Raw genomic sequence first — 18,612 nt, 5'->3', positions numbered from 1 at the left:
TTAACCAAGTTGAATGAAACAGAAACGCCCTCGAAAGTTTCGAAGGCGTTTTATATTTGAAAGAAATAATATTTCTATTCTTCTTCTTTTTTCTCTTCTTTGGTAAATTTCTTGTACTTGTTCTTGAATTTGTCGATACGACCAGCAGTATCCAAGAATTTAGCTTTACCAGTGTAAAATGGATGTGAAGTTCTTGAAATTTCCAATTTTACTAATGGATACTCAACACCTTCAACCTCTAAAGTCTCTTTAGTGTCTGCTGTTGATTTTGTCAAAAATACTTCTTCGTTAGACATGTCCTTAAAGGCCACAATCCTATAATTTTCTGGGTGTATATCTTTTTTCATTTTAAAAAATTTAACGCACCCATTCCGACGGGCACTCATTTTAAGCGTGCAAATTTAGTGAAAAACTATAAATGAACTATTAGAAAAAGTAAAAAATATTAAAATAATTTCTCATCATATTTGTAACATTCTTCATTATCGTTATACTAATAAGAAAATCAACCTTTAAATATTTAAGAACATGGAAGAAAATAAACCTAAAACTGGAAAATTCGCCTTAAATTTTGGATTACTTCTTGGAGTTATCAGTATCATATTTGCATTTATGCTATATACGGTAGACATGCACTACCAAGGTGGTTTTGCTGTTATGTCTATAAGTCTGGTATTGTCATTAGCTATGATAATTATAGCAATGATTCAATTTAAAAAAGCGAATAGTGGATTTATGAGCTTTGGACAAGCCCTCAAGATAGGTGTTGGTGTTTGTTTGATTGGAGGTATTATTGGCGTAATATTCAATCAGATTATGGCCAATGTTATTGACCCCGACATGATGAGTAAGGCTATGGAGTTTCAAAAAAATCAATTATTAGAGACCACCAAAATGACCATGGAGCAAGTAGAGGCACAAATGGAAATGGGTAAACCATTTACAACACCCACTATGCAAATAGTTTTTGGCCTAATATTCAGCGTAGTAATTGGCTTTGTACTTTCCTTAATTCCTGCATTGGTTTTAAAAAAGAATGAAAACCTTAACTAATTCGTACTTTTGACTGGAATACTTTATTTAAAGCATGCAATTATCCATAGTAATTCCATTACTTAACGAAGAAGAGTCACTTAAAGAACTTCATGATTGGATTGTATCCGTAATGCAATCCAATCGTTTTTCTTATGAAATACTATTTGTAGATGATGGCAGCAGCGATAAATCTTGGGATATAATATCCGAATTATCAAAAAATAATCCATCAGTTAAAGGAATCCATTTTTTACGCAATTATGGAAAATCGCAAGCATTGCATGCCGGTTTTAAAGCGGTATGCGGAGATGTTATCATTACCATGGATGCAGACCTGCAAGATAATCCTGAAGAAATACCGCAACTATACCATATGATTACTGAAGAGGGTTATGAATTGGTTTCTGGTTGGAAAAAGAAGCGATACGATTCTATAATCTTCAAAAACACCCCTTCAAAATTATTTAACTGGGCAGCAAGAAGAACTTCGGGTGTTCGTTTACATGATTTTAATTGTGGCCTAAAAGCATACGCTAGAGATGTTGTAAAAAATATCGAGGTTTCTGGTGAAATGCACAGATACATACCTGTACTGGCAAAAAATGCTGGTTTTTCAAAAATTGGAGAAAAAGTGGTTAAACATCAGGCCCGTAAGTATGGTAAAACAAAATTCGGTATGGAGCGTTTTATTAATGGCTTTCTAGATTTATTAACCATTTGGTTTGTATCAAGGTTCGGGAAACGACCTATGCATCTATTTGGAGCACTGGGTGTACTAATGTTCTTAATAGGATTCGGATTTGCTATCTATTTAGGAATCGATAAATTATTCATAAATCCGTTCGGAAGACTAATAACAGACCGCCCACAATTTTATATTTCATTAGTAGCCATGGTAATAGGTACCCAATTATTCTTAGCTGGTTTTCTAGGTGAAATTTTAATACGTTCTAAAAAGGAAGAAAATAGGTATATTGTATCAGAAGAAATAAACACCACTCTTTCAGAAAAGTAAAATTCTCATTAACTTAATAGCACATAAAACATTTTTACTATGGATAAAATCCTAGATACCGCCAAAAGTTGGCTAACCGATTTTTTTGACCCAGCCGTTAAAAAAGAAATAGAACATCTTATAGCTAACGATAAAGAAGAACTTAACGATCGTTTTTACAAAAATATGGAGTTCGGTACTGGTGGCATGAGAGGTGTTATGGGTGTAGGCACAAATCGTATTAACAAATATACATTAGGAAAAAGCACACAAGGTCTTAGTAATTATCTTAACAAAGTATATAAAGAAGAGAAAATCAAAGTGGTAATAGCTTTTGATTGTCGTCATAATAGCGATACACTGGCTCGAACGGTAGCAGAAGTTTTCTCTGCCAATAATATTAAAGTTTACTTGTTTTCTGATTTGCGTACTACGCCAGAACTTTCTTTTGCCGTAAGACATTTAAACTGCCACGCAGGTATTGTTTTGACAGCATCGCATAACCCACCCGAATATAATGGCTATAAAGTGTATTGGACCGATGGAGGGCAAATAGTGCCACCACAGGACGGTGCAATTATAGCGGAAATCAATTCACTTGATTTTGAAGATATTAAATTTAAAGCAAATGAAAATCTTATTCAAGTTGTCGATAAAGAAATAGATGAAGCCTTTATTGAACAATCTGTTCAAAATGGGAACTTTAATGCCGATGGAAAAGATGATTTTAAAATTGTTTTTACATCACTTCACGGAACATCTATTACAGCCATTCCAGAAGTACTTAAACGAGCTGGGTATGAAAATGTAACTATTATAGAAGAACAAGCTAAACCAGACGGTAACTTCCCAACGGTAAAATCACCAAATCCTGAAGAACCTGAAGCTTTATCTATGGCCGTTAAAAAAGCCGAAGAAATTGGTGCTGATATGGTTGTTGGTACAGATCCTGATAGTGACCGTTTAGGAATTGCTGTTCGTAATCTTGAGGGTAAAATGGAAATTGTTAATGGCAACCAAGCAATGGTGCTTATGACAAAATTTCTTTTAGACAAAGTGAAAGCTAAAGGATTTAAAGGTAATGAGTTTATAGCCACAACTATTGTTTCTACACCCATGATGGAAGCTATGGCAAAAGCATATGGCGTAGAATTCAAAACTTCACTTACCGGCTTTAAATGGATCGGTAAAATGATAAAAGATTTTCCACAATCTAAATTTGTTGGTGGTGGAGAAGAAAGTTTTGGGTATATGGTGGGAGATTTTGTTCGTGATAAAGATGCAGTTACCTCTACCCTATTGGCTTGTGAAATTGCTAGCCAAGCGAAAGCTAACGGTAGCTCTTTTTACAAAGACTTAATTCAATGTTATGTTGACTATGGTTTCTATAAAGAACATTTAGTTTCTATTACTAAAAAAGGAATTAGCGGTGCCGAAGAAATTAAGCAGATGCTAAAGGACTTTAAAGAAAATCCCGTGGAATCTGTTGCTGGCTCTAAGGTAAAATGGATTGAAGATTATAATACTTCAACGGCTAAAAATGTGTTGACAGGTGAAGAAAAAGTGATCGACATACCAAAATCCAATGTACTTATTTACGAGACTGAAGATGGTACTAGAATAGCCGCTAGGCCAAGTGGTACTGAGCCTAAAGTGAAGTTTTATATAAGCACCAATACAAAACTGGATAAAGCAGAGAATTATAAAAAAGTCTCAGTTGAGCTTGACAATAAGATCAAGAGCATTCTTACTGAGCTTAACTTAGGTTAATGAATTATTTCAAAAAGATTCTTCGATTTGCGAAGCCTTATAAGATATATGCGGTTTTAAATATTATATCTAACATCTTTTATGCACTGTTTTCAACATTGGCAATGATTTCATTATTTCCAATGTTGACAGTTCTTTTTAACCAGACGGAAAAAGTTTACACCAAGCCTATATGGAATGGAATTTCCGATTTGAAGGATTTTGGCACCGAATACCTAAACTATTTCGTTACCGAAAAAAGTGAAAATAGCGACCCAGGCGAAGTTCTTATGCTTATGGTAGGCTTAATTATCACCATGTTCCTTTTAAAGAACCTTTTTAATTACTTAGCCATGTATTTCATTACATTTTTACGTAACGGCGTACTTAAAGATTTGCGTAATGAACTGTATAACAAGACAGTAGAACTGCCTATATCCTATTATTCCGAAAAAAGAAAAGGTGATACTATTGCCCGTATAACTTCAGATGTATTAGAAATCCAACATTCGTTTTTATCAATATTAGAACTTATAGTCAGAGAACCACTAACGATAATCTTTACGATTATAGCTATGCTTTCCATAAGTCCTAAACTGACATTATTTGTGTTTTTATTTCTTCCTCTTTCAGGATTTTTAATCTCATTGATAGGTAAATCTTTGAAAAGAAAATCTGATAAGGTTCAAAAAGAGCAGGGTTATTTCTTATCCATTTTAGAAGAAACATTAGGTGGTTTGCGAGTTATTAAAGCATTTAATGCAGAATCTGTATTTGCTAAAAAATTTCAATCCTCTACTAAAAGATTTTTTAATTTTTCTAATAGCTTACTCAATAGACAAAATTTAGCATCACCAACAAGTGAGTTTTTTGGTATTGCAGCAATTGGGGTAATACTTTGGTATGGTGGTCAAATGGTTCTCGTCGAAAAAACATTGGAAGCAGAACTCTTTATAACTTATATGACACTTTCCTATCAAATATTAACTCCTGCAAAAGCAATAAGCAAGGCATCTTATGGCGTTAAAAAAGGAAATGCTGCCGCTGAACGTGTATTGGAAATACTTGAAACAGAAAATCCAATAGCTGAAATTAATGATTCTATCAATCAAGAGACCTTCAACCAATCCGTACATATCAATAACATCTCTTTTAAATATGAGGATGATTACGTTCTAAAAAAATTCAACTTAACAGTACAAAAAGGTAAAACTGTTGCTTTAGTAGGGCAATCTGGTAGCGGCAAAAGTACTATTGCCAATCTTGTTACTCGCTTTTACGATGTTAATGAAGGAGACATTAGTATTGACGGAAATAACATCAAAAACCTTTCAAAAAAGTCATTACGTGGTCTTTTGGGGTTAGTTACCCAAGATTCCATCTTATTTAATGATACTGTTAAAAACAATATTGGTTTAGGAAAAGAAAATGCAACTGACGAAGAAATTATTGCAGCTGCAAAGATTGCCAATGCACACGATTTCATAGTAAGCCTACCCAATGGCTATGAAACGAATATTGGTGATAGCGGCAATAAATTAAGTGGCGGACAAAAACAGCGACTATCTATTGCTAGGGCTGTTTTAAAGAATCCTCCAATAATGATTCTAGATGAAGCAACTTCTGCATTAGATACAGAAAGCGAACGATTGGTACAAGATGCATTAGAAAAAATGATGAAAAACAGAACATCTATCGTTATTGCTCACAGGCTATCTACAATTCAAAATGCGGATACCATTGTTGTGCTTCACAAAGGGGAAATTGTGGAACAAGGTACACACTTTGAACTATTAGAACTGAATGGAACCTACAAGAAACTAGTTCAAATGCAGACTTTAAGTGCTTAATTTTAAATTTCAAAAGAAAACAACTACCACCAAAGCTCTTAATTCATCCAAAATTTGATTGTAAATTAAACCTTTAGCTATTATTATCGTCTAATTACCAAATAAACATCAATTCAAATTGATTGTAGAGGAAACACTAGTACAGGATTTAAAAACCAAGAACACGCAAGCGCAAGCTTTTGAGGTATTGGTGAACACGTACAAAGAACGTTTGTATTGGCAAATTCGTGGAATAGTATTAAATCATGACGATGCGGATGATGTTCTGCAGAATACATTCATTAAAGTCTACAAAAACATTGATGGGTTTAAGGGAGATAGCAAACTCTTTTCTTGGATGTACCGAATTGCAACTAACGAAGCTTTAAGCTTTATTAAGCAAAGAGCAAAAATGCAAGGTATAACCGATGAAGATTATCAAGAGAAATTAGTATCTAACTTACAAGCAGACGTTTATTTTGAAGGCGATGAAATTCAATTAAAGCTTCAACAAGGGATTGCTACTTTGCCGGAGAAGCAGAAACTCGTCTTTAATATGAAATATTTTCAGGAATTAAAATATGAAGAAATTTCACAAATATTAGACACTTCGGTTGGTGGTCTAAAAGCTTCTTATCACTTAGCTGTTAAAAAATTGGAACAGTATTTAAAAATAGATTAAACCTTTTATGTCTTTGAAAGTCAAATTAATATCATGAAAAAGAAAAGCAAAATTCCGTTTAATACTCCTCAAGGCTATTTCGATAGTTTTGAAGAAAGATTAGTGGATAAATTATCGACTGAACAAACCACTATGCCGAAGGCAAGAGGTTTTACAGTTCCTGATAACTATTTTGATATGTTTAATGATAAGTTGACTAACAAACTTAGTAAGGAGACTAAAGTAATACCTCTTTATCCTTATAATAAAATCATGGCCATTGTCGCATCTATTGCTGCTATATTCATAATCTTTTTCGGTTATGATTGGAATAGTACAGAAGAACTAAGTTTTAGTGCTTTAGCAAATACGGATATAGAAGCCTATTTCGAAAATAATGAATTTGATTTAACATCTTATGAGATTGCAGAAGTTCTGCCCTTTACAGATACTGAATTTTCAAACATGTTAAATTCAACTTTAGAGAATGAAAATATTTTGGATTATTTAAATGATAATACGATTGATTTTGAAGAACTTAATTTACAAGACAATGAATAGGTATATACTATCAATTTTTATGCTTTTTACGGCTATATCGTTTGGCCAACACAGAAAAGATTGGGGAAAAATAAAGTCCTTAAAAGTGGCATATATTACAGAGAAATTGTCCCTTGACAGTAAAGAAGCTCAAGAATTCTGGCCTATCTACAATGAGTATGAAGAAAAAAGGCATGCATTAATTCGTAAAGAGCATAGCCAAATAAAAGACAAGCTAGAAAGTAGCGACGATTTATCTGAAGAAGAGTCTAAAAAATTATTGACACTTAAGATTTCTATTGAAGAAGATGAAGAAGAATTGGACAAAGCATTTTTAATTAAGGTCAGCAAGGTTACATCCGCCAAAAAAGCATTGTTATTATTAAAAGCTGAAGAAGATTTTAAGCGTGACTTAATTAAACAATACAGGCAAAACAGAGGTGGGAAATAAGTTATTTAAAAACGAGTTTAGAAATTCTGTTTTTACCGGCAGCATAGGCAACTGAGTCATTTTGAAATCTTAAGGTATAAAATGACTCTTTCGATAATTCTTTCCAATTGACACCCATATCAAATGAATACGAAATGCCATTAAAGCCAGCTGCTACAATTCCATTACCATTGGTACCAGGAACAAATTGAATACAACTTTTATATGCTGGTTTATTACCATCTGCTAATAATTGCCACGTTTTTCCTCCGTCTTTGGTAATCGCTTTATTTTCCTTTGCAGTATCAGGTTTTGTATAATCACCGCCTATCGCAACACCTAATTTATTGTTATTAAAATCAATTGAATAAATTCCTTCCGTAGGTTCTTCACTACGCAACGGGGTTTGAGTTATATCCCATTTTTTTCCTTTATCCTTTGAGTGTAAAACGCGACCACTTGTAGTGCCAATCCAAATTTCATTTCCTATTGTTGCAATATTCGTATTACTAGCAGCAAATGCGCCTTCGCCCTCTATACCCGCTGGCAATTGCATACAAGATATCTTAGACCAAGTTGCGCCTCCATCCGAAGTAATGATAATACTTAAACATCCATCTACAGAATCTCCAACTGCAATTCCGTCTTTATCATTCAGAAAGGTCATAGCATCATAAAAAACCCCTTCTCCCTCCTCCTTGTAAACGAGCTCCATTCTCCCATTCTCACCTGTTTTATATAATAGTGCAGGTGATTCTACCGATAACATAAAAAAGTCTGTTGATGTATGTGCAACCGCTCTAAATTCAGGAATTTTGGTATGATACTTTTCAATATTCGTCCGTACTTTCCCAGTAGTTAAATCTATAGTACCAAATGTTCCTTTGTTGGCAGCGAAAGCTAAGCTATTTCCCATAAGTTCTATTGCCCTAACACTTAACGAATCTGTATAAATATCAGTAACAGTAACTGAACTAAACTTAATAGGCTCTACATTCTTAGAACATGAGACCATTAAAATAACAATTAGTAAGGCATAGCGCATAAGGAAAGGTATAAAGTTCTTCAAAAATAAATGGAATCGCTTCTAAAACAATACCTTTGCAGCCACAATTTTTGAGGACTACCGCCATTTTACTCTAGATAGCATATCAAGTAATGGTAATAATCTTCTAGCCAAGTAAATAAATATCACTTCAAATGAAATTACACAGAAATCTGGTGTTTGCCGTTATTGACGCATTAAACCTCATATTCAATGAAAACGAGTACGCCGATAAAGTCGTGCAAAAAGTACTTCGCTTTGACAAACGATGGGGAGCACGTGATCGTGGTTTTATCGCAGAAACGACCTATGAAATGGTTCGTTATAAAAGATTATACGCTGAAATAGCAGAGGTAAAAGCTCCTTTTAGTAGACCAGATCTGTTTCGTATGTGGGCTGTTTGGGCTGTACTTAAAGGAATTAAGTTACCTGATTGGAAACAGATTGAACCTACGCCCGAAAGAAGAATTAAAGGAAAATTCGATGAACTTTCGCAAATTAGAAAGTTTAGAGAAGCTATTCCTGACTGGATTGATGAATTAGGAGAAAAGGCTTTAGGAGATAAATTATGGACCGAAGAAATTGCCAAACTTAATGAGCCAGCCGAGGTAATCTTACGCACCAATACTTTAAAAACTACGAAAGAAGAATTACGTAAGGCATTATTAGATGAAAACATTGTTGCTGAGCCTATAAAGGGTTATGCTTCAGCCTTAAAACTTGTCGAACGAGCAAATGTTTTTGTTACCGAAGCCTTTAAAAATGGGATGTTCGAGGTACAAGATGCATCATCTCAATTGGTTGCAGAATTTTTAGATGTTGAACCAGGGCAAAGAGTAGTTGATACTTGTGCAGGTGCTGGTGGTAAATCTCTTCATTTGGCTGCTTTAATGGAAAATAAAGGGCAGTTGATTTCCATGGACATTTACGGAAGTAAGTTGAAGGAATTAAAAAGACGCGCCAGACGAAACGGAGCTCATAATATTGAAGTGCGAGAAATTGATTCTTCTAAGGTTTACAAAAAATTGTACGGAAGTGCAGACAGAGTTTTAATTGATGCACCTTGTACAGGACTAGGTGTTTTAAGAAGAAACCCAGATTCTAAGTGGAAAATGCAGCCGGATTTTTTAGACAAAATCATTAAAACACAACAGGAAATCCTTAGGAATTACAGTAAAATTGTTAAACCTGGCGGAAAAATGGTTTATGCAACTTGCTCAATTCTACCGCAAGAGAACAGTGATCAAGTAAAATCGTTCTTAAGCTCTGAGGAAGGAAAAGATTTTAAATTAGTGAAAGACAAAAAAATATATGCCTCAAAAAGTGGTTATGACGGCTTCTTTATGGCATTGTTAGAAAAGAGTGTCTAAACAAAATAATTTAGTATTCTTTCATAAGGACTTAAAAATAAAAAAAGCCTTTTAGTTTCAAAACTGAAAGGCTTTTTTTATTTGATTTTTATAGACCACTTTATGCTTTAAATTAAGCAGAGTTCATTACTTTTTTAACGTTGGATACTCTACACCTAATTGCTCTAAATAGGTATCATATTTAGTTTCATCGTAATAGAACTTCTCTAAAGCTGGCCTAAACTGATCTTGCTTATCCTTATTTAAATAAATTGGCGGCATATCACTTTCAGAAATCATAGGCTCGTACTTTGTTTCTTTCTGTTGCTCGTTATTAAAATAACCCCAAGCATCTTTTAATAAATCTGGCTTCAATAAAAAATCTAAAATCGTCATCGCTTCTACTTTTGCACCTGCTACGACACCTTTATGTGCAATTGGGGTCGCCATAGCTATCGCATTACTCCAGTGATGCCCTTGTAGCCCAGGAATGTTAGAAGGATATCTTAAGGTTACCGTTGGCACTTTCCATGAAATATCACCTATATCATCTGAGCCTCCACTAATCGGGTCTATTACGGGTAGTCCGATTGTGTCTAATTTTATGGGCAAGCCTTCTATTTTTTCTGAATTCACCTCTGTTTGAACGGCCTTAGCTAATGTTTGATCCGCATCTGACCATTTAGGTAACCCAACTTCTTTAATATTTGAATACATGGTTTCCGCTATCACTTTATTATAATGACGTGGCCAAGCAGTACCCAATACTTTAGAGGTCATCGTCGTTCCTGTCATTAAAGCTGCACCCTTGGCCATATCGTTTGCCAAAGCATACATTTCCATAATTCCCTCATATTTTATATCCCTAAAATAAAACCAAATAGCCGCTTTTGAAGGCACTACATTAGGCTGATCACCAGCATCTGTAAAAATAGAATGCGAGCGTTTTAAAGGATGTAAATGTTCTCTCTTATAATTCCATCCAATATTCATTAACTCCGCAGCATCCAATGCACTTTTACCTCGCCAAGGCGAACCTGCGGAATGTGCAGCTTCTCCTTCAAAAGCATACTCAACCGATATTAATCCAGTACCTCTTGTTGGCCCATATGAAACCCCTAGATTATTACCAACATGCGTAAAAATGCACATATCGATATCATCAAAAAGTCCGTCCCTCACATACCATGCTTTTGCCGCGACCAACTCTTCTGCTATACCTGGCCAAATTATAAGCGTACCTCCAATATCCTCGCGCTCCATAATTTGTTTTACCGCCAATGCTGATGAGATATTCATTGGAATACCAGAATTATGACCTTCGCCATGCCCTGGGGCACCGTCTACAATAGGTTTATGGTAAGCAACACCAGGATATTGGGAGGCTTTTGGGATACAATCGACATCACTACCTAACGCAATAATTGGACCCTCACCATTGCTCCATGTGGCAAACCAAGCTGTTGGAATTCCCGAAATCGAATTTTCAATTTCAAATCCGTTTTCTTTTAGAATTCCAGTAAGGTATTTAGAAGATTCAACTTCCTGGAATCCTAGTTCAGAAAAACTGAAAATTTTATCAACCATAACTTGAGATTGCTTTTTATTATCCTCAACAATTAGGGCAACCTCAGATTTCAGTTTTTCAATTTGTTTGTTTGATTTTTTCTTTTGCGAATAGATACCGTTAAGTGCGAGCAGACAGCATGCAATTGCAACTAATGTAGTTTTTTGATTCATGTTAGTTTTGAATTAGTTAGTAAAAGATACATAATTTCAGTCTCACAAAAGTGGCCTACTCCAATTTTTATGGAATTCAAAACCTAAATGATTCGATTTAGATTTTCAGCACTATTAAAATCACATTTTTACTTATTTGAAAAAGTAAAAGACTAAGAAATAAACTTATTACTACTCAAATAATGTCACTTGCTTTGTCTCCATTTTTTTTGGGACCTTTACCTCTTGTTGTTGCTTTTGTCCCCATCGATTCATTGCCTGCACAACGGTCATAAGTGATTTTCCTAAAGGTGTTAACGTATATTCTACCCGTGGTGGAATTTCAGAAAATAGTGTTCGTTCTAAAACACCTGATTTTTCAAGTTCTTTTAATTGCTTACTCAACATTTGCCTGTTTATACCTTCAATTTCATTAAACAATTTATTGAATCGATTAATCCCTTTAGAAACATGAAAGAGTATAACTGGTTTCCATTTTCCTCCTATCATATCCATGCAATACGATAATGCGTTCGTGTGTGATTTTTGTTGTGTCATAGTAATGATTTTACTTCTAACGAAATCGTTTAGTTTATTCAAATTTAATGAAAATATGATTTTCAAATAAGTATTAAACACAGACTTTTACTTATTTTAAAATAATAATCTAGTTTTAAGACTATTTAAAATTCTTAAAAAATTTCACTCACACCTAACTAATTTCATTAACAATACCTGTTTAAAAGTGTTTCGATTTACCGTTAATAATAGCGGGTAAAACCTTAATTTTGTACTTTAAAAATCAATACCAGATACATTAAATGATTCACTTTTTTGGGGAACCTAGCACAAAGGTTTTTGCGGTACAGACCGCGAAGGAGCTTTCATCAGAAGATACAAGTAAACTTATATGGTTGTTCGGCAACCAACCTAAAATAAATGCGGCGTCTTTAGACGCCTTTTTTGTTGGCCCTAGAGCTGCCATGATTACACCATGGAGTACGAATGCTACTGAAATTACTCAAAACATGGGTATTGATGGTATTATTCGAATTGAAGAATTTAATGTCGTTAAAGAAAATCACGTTGGTTTTGACCCAATGATTTCACAAAAATATACTTCGCTTGATCAAGAAATATTCACTATTAAGGTTGAACCTAAACCAATTTTGAATATTGACGATATAGCTACATTTAATCAACAAGAAGGGTTAGCATTAAATGATGAAGAAGTCGAATATTTAGAAAACCTCAGTAAAAAGCTAGGTAGAGAATTAACCGACTCTGAAGTATTCGGATTTAGCCAAGTAAACTCTGAACATTGTAGACATAAAATATTCAACGGTACTTTTGTAATTGATGGACAAGAGATGCCTACTTCGCTTTTTAAGCTCATAAAGAAAACATCACAAGAATTCCCTAACGATATAGTTTCAGCGTATAAAGACAACGTTGCATTTGTTAAAGGACCTACGGTTTTTCAATTTGCACCTGAAACTGCAGATAAGCCCGATTTTTATCAAGAAAAGGAATTTGACTCCGTCATTTCCATTAAAGCGGAAACCCATAATTTCCCGACTACCGTAGAGCCTTTTAATGGTGCTGCAACCGGTGCAGGTGGAGAAATTCGTGATCGATTAGCTGGCGGCAAAGGTTCTTTACCTTTAGCGGGAACTGCGGTTTACATGACTGCATATTCAAGATTGGAAGAAGAGCGGCCATGGGAAAAAGGAATGAAAGAAAGAGATTGGCTATACCAAACTCCAATGGATATCTTAATCAAAGCATCAAACGGAGCATCTGATTTTGGAAATAAATTTGGACAACCTTTAATTACAGGTTCTGTTCTTACGTTCGAATACGATGAAGCATCCACTCCTTTTGAAACATCTGAAGAAAATAAAACTACATTAAACAATAACCGTAGACTTGGTTATGACAAGGTAATTATGCAAGCTGGTGGTATAGGCTATGGTAAAATAGAACAGGCTTTAAAGGACAAACCAAAAACCGGAGATAAAATTGTTATTCTTGGTGGTGATAATTACAGAATAGGCATGGGTGGTGCAGCAGTTTCAAGTGCCGATACCGGTGAATTTAGCTCTGCAATTGAATTGAACGCCGTACAACGCTCTAACCCGGAAATGCAAAAAAGAGCAGCCAATGCGATTCGTGGTATGGTAGAGAGTGATAAAAATTCCATAGTCTCTATTCATGATCACGGTGCAGGAGGTCACCTTAACTGCTTATCAGAACTAGTTGAAGAAACAGGTGGTAAAATTGACTTGGATAAGTTACCTGTTGGAGACCCTACCTTATCTGCAAAAGAAATTATCGGAAACGAATCTCAAGAGCGTATGGGGCTTGTAATCGGCAAAAAAGATATTGACCTTTTAAAACGTATTGCAGAACGTGAGCGCTCACCTATGTATGAAGTTGGCGATGTAACGGGCGATGACCGATTCACCTTCGAATCTAAAACCAATGGTGCAAAACCAATGGATTTAGCCCTATCCGATATGTTCGGCAGTTCTCCAAAAACAGTAATGACGGATAACACCGTTGAACGTAACTATACCAATGCGGAGTATTCATTAGAATTTTTCCATGATTATTTAGATGCCGTTCTTCAACTTGAAGCAGTAGCCTGTAAAGATTGGCTTACCAATAAAGTCGACCGTTGTGTTGGTGGTAAGGTTGCCAAACAGCAATGTGTTGGACCATTACAATTACCATTAAACAACTGTGGTGTAATGGCCCTAGATTTCAAAGGAAAGGAAGGAATCGCTACAAGTATTGGGCACTCCCCTATTTCTGCTTTAATAGATCCAGCTGCAGGAAGTAAAAATAGTATTGCCGAATCGCTTACCAATCTTGTTTGGGCACCCTTGAAAGAAGGTTTAAAATCAGTTTCACTTTCAGCTAACTGGATGTGGCCTTGTAAAAATGAAGGTGAAGATGCCCGTTTATACAAAGCGGTACAAGCAGTTTCTGATTTTGCCATTGAATTGGGTATTAATGTACCCACCGGAAAGGATTCACTTTCCATGAAACAAAAATATAACGATGGAGATGTGATTTCTCCAGGTACAGTAGTTATTTCAGCAGCTGGTAACTGTAACGACATTACCAAAGTAATTGAACCGGTTTTACAAAAAAATGCCGGATCAATCTATTATATTAATTTATCCAAAGATAGTTTCAAACTAGGTGGATCATCATTCGCACAAACTAGAAATAGTATAGGGAATGAAACACCTACTATTAAAGATTCAGAATATTTTAAAACAGTTTTCAATACAATACAAGACTTAATAAAAGAAGACAAAATCGTTGCTGGTCATGATGTTGCTTCTGGCGGATTGATTACAACTCTATTAGAATTATGTTTTGCAGATACTCAGTTGGGTGCAAATTTAGATTTATCAGATTTAGGCGAAACGGATACTATTAAGGTATTGTTCTCTGAAAATAGCGGAATCGTTTTCCAAGCAAAAAATGATACTATTGAAGCTATTCTAAAAGAAAAAAATATCAAAGCCATAAAAATAGGAACCGTTACAAATGAAGCTACACTTACTGTTAGAAACAATGGTATGGAAATGGGACTTAATATTGAAACCCTTCGCGATACTTGGTTTAAGACCTCTTACTTACTTGATAATAAACAAACAGCAAAAGGTTTAGCGAAAGATAGATTTGAAAATTATAAAGTACAGCCATTAAACTATTTATTCCCGACTTCGAATTCTATTAGTCTTCCAATTCGATCAAGTATTAATGGCACAAGACCAAAAGCAGCAATTCTTCGTGAAAAAGGAAGTAATTCTGAACGAGAAATGGCAAACGCTATGTACTTGGCAGGTTTTGATGTAAAGGATGTGCACATGACCGATTTAATTTCTGGTCGTGAGAATTTAGAGGATATTCAATTTTTAGGCGCTGTTGGGGGTTTCTCTAACTCAGATGTACTAGGAAGTGCAAAAGGATGGGCAGGAGCCATTAAATACAATGAAAAAGCAAATACCGTTATTAAAAACTTTTTTGCTAGACAAGATACTTTATCTGTTGGTATTTGTAATGGGTGCCAATTGTTTATGGAGTTGGATTTAATTAATCCTGAACACGAGTCTCATGGAAAAATGACTTACAACGATTCTCATAAACATGAGAGTAACTTTACATCTGTAGAAATACAAAAAAATAATTCGGTCATGCTCTCATCTTTAGAAGGCAGCAAACTTGGCGTATGGATTTCTCATGGAGAAGGTAAATTCTCTTTACCACAATCAGAGGAGAATTATGATATCGTAGCCAAATATGGATATGAAGGTTATCCTGCGAACCCGAATGGAAGTGACTTCAATACCGCAATGCTTTGTGATAAAACTGGTCGCCATTTGGTTACAATGCCACACATTGAACGTTCTATATTTCCATGGAACTGGGCACATTACCCTTCTGACAGAACAGACAAAGTATCACCTTGGCTAGAAGCATTTAAAAATGCAAAAGAGTGGGTAGAAAAAAATGGTTGATTTTAAAGTATCTATTGAATCTTTAAAATTTTCAGTTTTAAAATGAAAATACCATTTTAAAATACCGTTCCCTTTGCTTATTTTGCAATCATTAATAAACTGTACATGCAAAAGATAACTCGTCTATTCGATATTCCTTATTACCAACTTGAGCACCATAATCTTGAGAAGGCTCTTGTAACAAAGAAAGATGGTAAATGGATTTCCACTTCAACACAAGAATATATAGATAAGGCCAATGCCATAAGTAGAGGATTACTTCGTTTAGGTATTAAACCTAATGATAAAATTGCGGTTATCTCTTTAACGAATAGAACAGAATGGAATATATTAGATATTGGCATACTGCAAATTGGAGCTCAAAATGTTCCCATCTACCCAACTATTTCAGAAGAGGAATATGAATATGTATTAAATCATTCCGAAGCGCAATATTGCTTTGTTTCTTGCACCGAAGTACTTAATAAAGTGAACATTATAAAGGAAAATGTAAAATCTTTAAAGGCGGTATACTCTTTTAACGAAATTGAGAATTGTCTAAATTGGCAAGAAGTCTTAGAACTTGGTGCCGATATAAGTAATCAAGAAAAAGTCGATGAGTTAAAAGCAAATGTCAAACCATCAGATCTTGCAACCCTTATTTATACTTCAGGGACTACAGGCAAGCCGAAAGGAGTTATGATGTCTCACGATAATTTAGTTTCAAACGTTGTTGCAAGTAAAGAACGCGTACCCTCTAAAGCCAATGATAGTGCTTTAAGCTTTTTACCTGTATGCCATATATTTGAACGAATGATTCTTTATCTATATCAATATTGTGGTATAGAAATCTATTTTGCAGAAGGCTTAGATAAAATAAGTGACAACTTAAAGGAGGTAAAGCCTAATTTGATGACCGTTGTACCCAGGTTGTTAGAAAAAGTATATGAAGCCATTATCGCTAAAGGTTCAAACCTAACAGGAATTAAGAAAGGATTATTCTTTTGGGCGGTAAAAGTTGGTCTCAAATATGAACCTTATGGTGCCAATGGGTGGTGGTACGAGTTTAAATTATCTATTGCACGCAAATTAATTTTTAGTAAGTGGCAAGAAGGCTTAGGTGGTAATCTGGGTATGATGGTTTCTGGTAGTGCTGCTTTACAACCTCGCTTAAGTAGAATTTTCGGAGCAGCAGGTATTCCTGTAATGGAAGGCTATGGTCTAACGGAAACATCACCGGTTATTTCCGTAAACGATGTTCGTAACCATGGATGGGAAATTGGTAGCGTAGGTAAAGTTATAACCAACGTTGAAGTTAAAATAGCCAAGGATGGAGAAATTCTTTGTAAAGGTCCAAATGTTATGTTGGGCTATTATAAGGATACCGAGAAAACCGCCGAGGTTATAAAAGATGGATACTTCCATACTGGTGATATAGGTGAAATTGATCATGAAGGATTTCTTAAAATTACAGATCGTAAAAAAGAAATGTTCAAAACATCTGGCGGTAAATATGTTGCACCACAGTTGTTAGAAAATAGATGTAAACAATCTCGATTTATAGAGCAGATTATGGTCGTGGGTGAAGGTGAAAAAATGCCTGCTGCACTTATTCAACCGAATTTTAACCACATACATGAATGGGCGAAAAGACATAATATCGCTTTAAGTGAAAATTCAGATATTGTCAATAATGAAAAAGTTTTAGCTCGAATTGATGAAGAGGTCACCATTGCTAACGAAAGTTTTGCGAAATGGGAAAAAATAAAACAATTCAGACTTACACCTGATGTTTGGAGTATTGAAGATGGGCACCTTACGCCTACCATGAAATTGAGAAGAAAAATTATAAAGGAAAAATACTTAGATCTTTACAATGATATATATGGGCATTAACAATGCCATTTAAATCAACTACAGCATAGATTTTCATAATATCAATAGAAAAACATACAATTGGTCAACTAAAAAAGTTTAAAAAAGCACTAATTGTTTTTAGTATTGTGAGCTTAGCTGTACTGTGTTTTTTATTAGGGATGGGAATTTAAAATGCTGAAATTAAACAAGATAGCATTTTTATTTATGTGGCACCTATTCTCGGACCAATGGTAATTCTATCACCAATATTGAGTCCTTTTATTGAAAAGGAAATTAAAAATCATTATTAAATATTCGAAATTCACAATAATCCATTAATAGTAGTTTAATATTCTTAATATTTTATAAATTTACTATGCATGCATAATAAATTTACTTATATTTGGTCACCAACTACCAAAATATGAAAGAAGCAACTATTGATTATGCGTTACGTGCTACCTGGCAAGCGGTGGCAAGAATGTATAATGAAGAAGCAAAGAATTTCGATTCTACTATGGCTGTAGGTTTTACTTTATTGAGTATAGATCCAAAATCAGGTACCCCTTCCACTTCTTTGGGGCCTAAAATGGGAATGGAAGCCACTAGCCTATCTAGGATATTGAAAAGCATGGAGGAGAAAGGTCTCATTTTAAGAAAACCTAATCCAAATGACGGTAGAGGTGTTCTTATATATTTAACAGAATTCGGATTAGAAAAAAGAAACGATTCAAAAAGTACTGTTCTTAGATTTAATGAAGCCGTTAAACAAGAAGTCTCAGAGGAAAAACTATCAAGCTTTTTCGAAGTTATCGATATCATTAATAAACTGATTTCAGACAAAAAATTATTTTCAAAAGATATATCAAATCATTAATACAGTTTAA

At 34.6% G+C, this 18,612-nt stretch carries 15 protein-coding genes; 11 read left to right on the top strand and 4 right to left on the bottom strand.

Features of this window, described 5'->3' with window-relative positions; genetic code table 11:
• Positions 1-74: 74 nt before the first annotated feature.
• Positions 75-347, bottom strand: a complete 273-nt coding sequence (locus AACZ49_RS14225; RefSeq protein ID WP_339656200.1) for a type B 50S ribosomal protein L31 — start codon at positions 345-347, stop codon at positions 75-77.
• A gap of 181 nt (positions 348-528) precedes the next feature.
• On the opposite strand from AACZ49_RS14225, the gene AACZ49_RS14220 reads away from it, so the two are divergent.
• The 7 genes from AACZ49_RS14220 (at position 529) to AACZ49_RS14190 (ending at position 7,259) form a co-directional block, all read left to right on the top strand.
• The gene (locus AACZ49_RS14220) at positions 529-1,053 is read left to right on the top strand and encodes a DUF4199 domain-containing protein (protein WP_339656198.1); all 525 of its coding nucleotides are present in this window, start codon (positions 529-531) and stop codon (positions 1,051-1,053) included.
• A 34-nt stretch (positions 1,054-1,087) separates the two neighbouring features.
• Complete coding sequence (locus AACZ49_RS14215; protein WP_339656195.1) at positions 1,088-2,050, top strand: glycosyltransferase family 2 protein; 963 nt, start codon at positions 1,088-1,090, stop codon at positions 2,048-2,050.
• A 39-nt stretch (positions 2,051-2,089) separates the two neighbouring features.
• Complete coding sequence (locus AACZ49_RS14210) at positions 2,090-3,799, top strand: phospho-sugar mutase (RefSeq protein ID WP_339656192.1); 1,710 nt, start codon at positions 2,090-2,092, stop codon at positions 3,797-3,799.
• On the top strand, positions 3,799-5,628 hold the full coding sequence (locus AACZ49_RS14205; protein ID WP_339656190.1) for an ABC transporter transmembrane domain-containing protein: 1,830 nt from the start codon (positions 3,799-3,801) through the stop codon (positions 5,626-5,628). The genes AACZ49_RS14210 and AACZ49_RS14205 overlap by 1 nt, the downstream gene beginning before the upstream one ends.
• 118 nt (positions 5,629-5,746) lie before the next feature.
• Complete coding sequence (locus AACZ49_RS14200; RefSeq protein ID WP_339656187.1) at positions 5,747-6,289, top strand: RNA polymerase sigma factor; 543 nt, start codon at positions 5,747-5,749, stop codon at positions 6,287-6,289.
• 33 nt (positions 6,290-6,322) lie between these two features.
• Positions 6,323-6,829 (top strand): hypothetical protein, encoded by a 507-nt coding sequence (locus tag AACZ49_RS14195; RefSeq protein WP_339656184.1) that lies wholly within the window; start codon positions 6,323-6,325, stop codon positions 6,827-6,829.
• Positions 6,822-7,259: a hypothetical protein gene (locus AACZ49_RS14190; protein ID WP_339656181.1), complete on the top strand. Its 438-nt coding sequence runs from the start codon at positions 6,822-6,824 to the stop codon at positions 7,257-7,259. The genes AACZ49_RS14195 and AACZ49_RS14190 overlap by 8 nt, the downstream gene beginning before the upstream one ends.
• Position 7,260: 1 nt before the next feature.
• Here the strand turns inward: AACZ49_RS14190 and AACZ49_RS14185 are convergent, their stop codons facing one another.
• The gene (locus AACZ49_RS14185) at positions 7,261-8,283 is read right to left on the bottom strand and encodes a YCF48-related protein (protein ID WP_339656178.1); all 1,023 of its coding nucleotides are present in this window, start codon (positions 8,281-8,283) and stop codon (positions 7,261-7,263) included.
• A 155-nt stretch (positions 8,284-8,438) separates the two neighbouring features.
• Here AACZ49_RS14185 and AACZ49_RS14180 point away from each other — a divergent pair, with 155 nt between their 5' ends.
• Complete coding sequence (locus tag AACZ49_RS14180) at positions 8,439-9,653, top strand: methyltransferase domain-containing protein (RefSeq protein WP_339656176.1); 1,215 nt, start codon at positions 8,439-8,441, stop codon at positions 9,651-9,653.
• A 126-nt stretch (positions 9,654-9,779) separates the two neighbouring features.
• Here AACZ49_RS14180 and AACZ49_RS14175 read toward each other — a convergent pair whose 3' ends face one another.
• Both AACZ49_RS14175 and AACZ49_RS14170 read right to left on the bottom strand, forming a co-directional pair.
• Complete coding sequence (locus AACZ49_RS14175) at positions 9,780-11,372, bottom strand: amidohydrolase (protein ID WP_339656173.1); 1,593 nt, start codon at positions 11,370-11,372, stop codon at positions 9,780-9,782.
• Between the two features lie 171 nt (positions 11,373-11,543).
• Positions 11,544-11,909: a helix-turn-helix domain-containing protein gene (locus tag AACZ49_RS14170; RefSeq protein ID WP_339656170.1), complete on the bottom strand. Its 366-nt coding sequence runs from the start codon at positions 11,907-11,909 to the stop codon at positions 11,544-11,546.
• A 263-nt stretch (positions 11,910-12,172) separates the two neighbouring features.
• On the opposite strand from AACZ49_RS14170, the gene purL reads away from it, so the two are divergent.
• The 3 genes from purL (at position 12,173) to AACZ49_RS14155 (ending at position 18,602) form a co-directional block, all read left to right on the top strand.
• Positions 12,173-15,889 carry a phosphoribosylformylglycinamidine synthase gene (gene purL, locus AACZ49_RS14165; protein WP_339656167.1) on the top strand — a complete coding sequence of 1,239 codons (3,717 nt, stop codon included), beginning with the start codon at positions 12,173-12,175 and terminating at the stop codon, positions 15,887-15,889.
• A gap of 105 nt (positions 15,890-15,994) precedes the next feature.
• The gene (locus AACZ49_RS14160; protein WP_339656164.1) at positions 15,995-17,764 is read left to right on the top strand and encodes a long-chain fatty acid--CoA ligase; all 1,770 of its coding nucleotides are present in this window, start codon (positions 15,995-15,997) and stop codon (positions 17,762-17,764) included.
• Positions 17,765-18,149: 385 nt separating this feature from the next.
• Positions 18,150-18,602: a MarR family transcriptional regulator gene (locus AACZ49_RS14155; protein WP_339656161.1), complete on the top strand. Its 453-nt coding sequence runs from the start codon at positions 18,150-18,152 to the stop codon at positions 18,600-18,602.
• The last annotated feature ends 10 nt before the right edge of the window (positions 18,603-18,612 follow it).

The sequence above is a fragment of the uncultured Maribacter sp. genome, assembly GCF_963975365.1.
Taxonomy (GTDB): domain Bacteria; phylum Bacteroidota; class Bacteroidia; order Flavobacteriales; family Flavobacteriaceae; genus Maribacter.
Note: the sequence above shows the minus strand (reverse complement) of the source record. Positions and strands in the feature narration are given on the sequence as shown.